Source organism: Flavobacterium sp. UBA4854 (assembly GCF_002399805.1).
Taxonomy (GTDB): Bacteria; Bacteroidota; Bacteroidia; order Flavobacteriales; family Flavobacteriaceae; genus Flavobacterium; species Flavobacterium ginsengisoli.
The window spans coordinates 71,344-72,968 of sequence record NZ_DHEI01000143.1 but is presented as its reverse complement, the minus strand read 5'-3'; the positions used below and the strand labels follow the sequence as shown (position 1 = coordinate 72,968).

The window sequence follows — 1,625 nt, the reverse complement described above, 5'->3', positions numbered from 1 at the left end:
AAACAAACAATACTACGTTTCAAAAATTTCTAAATTCTTTTGAAAACCAACTTTATGAATTTTCCAAAACAAAAAATATACAAAGCATTAAAAATACTAGGAATAGTAATTTTAGTGCTTTGCATCGGACTGTATTATTTTCGCAACTCACTATTAAATCAGGCAATTGCAAAAGCGACACACAAAATGGCTGTTCAATACAACAGTAATTTTTCTGTAGAATCTGCTTCTTTTGATGGATTATCAACCATACATTTAACAAATGTTGTGCTAGCACCTATAAATGCAGACACACTTGTAAAAATAAAAAACGTAGAAACCAGTATTAGTTTAAGCAATTTATTGATTGGAGATGTTCAGGTTGGAACTTTAAAAGTCGACAACGGTTATATCCAACTAGTAAAAAAAGGCAACAAACGAAATTTTGATGCTTTTCTAAAAAGAGATCGCGAAGAAACAGAGTCAAACGAAAAACGCAAATATGCCGCCTTTGCCTACAGAATCATTTCTAAAGTTCTGAATTTGGTTCCAACCGATATGGATTTGAAAAACTTCAAATTCAAAATCAACGACAACGACAAACTAACTTCTATTGATGTAGACAAACTGGTTTTAAACAACAAACAATTAGAAACCAATCTTCACGTTCAAGCAAAAGATTTTGATCAGCGCTGGAATATTAAAGGTTTTGCCGATCCGAGAAATAAAAAGGCAGATATTCGCTTTTTCAACTTAGATACTGGTGCCATTCGTGTGCCTTATCTAGATCAACGCTATAATTTAAAAGCAAGTTTTGATTCTATTCGTCTAAATGTTCAAAACATTGACAAAAGTGGCAGCGAACTGCATATTGACGGTTTTACTTCTATCGCCAATCTTACAATCAATCACCCGAAAATTGCCAGCAAAGATGTGGTAATAAAAAATGCGCGTTTTGATTACCGATTTTTATTGGGAGATAGCTTTATTTCGATCGACAGTTCGTCAACCATGCAGTTGAACAAGATTAAAGTTCGTCCTTATATTTCTTACGATACAGAAAAAGACACAATTTATACTTTGAAAGTCGATATTCCGAAAATGAAAGCGCAAGATTTTATCGTTTCGCTTCCAGATGGTTTATTCACACATTTTCAAGGTATGCAGGCAACTGGAAACTTTGATTATAAATTAGATTTCAAATTCAATAAAAACAAACCAAACACGCTTGTTTTTGACAGCAAATTAAACAAAGAAGATTTGCGAATTACCAAATATGGCGAAGCAGATTTAAATAAATTAAATGGCGAATTTGTATATCGAGCGATTATTCAAAATGTATTGCAAAGACCAGTTTTGGTTGGAAATGCCAATCCAAATTATACTCCGCTAGACCAAATTTCTCCATATTTAAGAAAATGTGTTTTAACGACCGAAGATCCTTCTTTCTTTTCGCATCGCGGATTTATAAATGAAGCTTTCAAACAATCAATTCTTAAGAACATTCGAACTAAGAAATTCTCTCGCGGTGCCAGCACAATTAGCATGCAGTTAATTAAGAATGTCTTTTTAACTCGTGAAAAAACGCTTTCGCGAAAGCTTGAAGAAATTCTGCTAGTTTACATTTTAGAAAACAACCGAATTGT

The 1,625-nt window shown here is 33.0% G+C and carries 1 protein-coding gene; it reads left to right on the top strand.

Features of this window, described 5'->3' with window-relative positions; translation table 11 throughout:
- Positions 1 to 54: 54 nt before the first annotated feature.
- Positions 55 to 1,625: transglycosylase domain-containing protein (locus B3J44_RS20990; RefSeq protein WP_286971230.1), on the top strand; the 1,571-nt coding region annotated here is incomplete at its 3' end.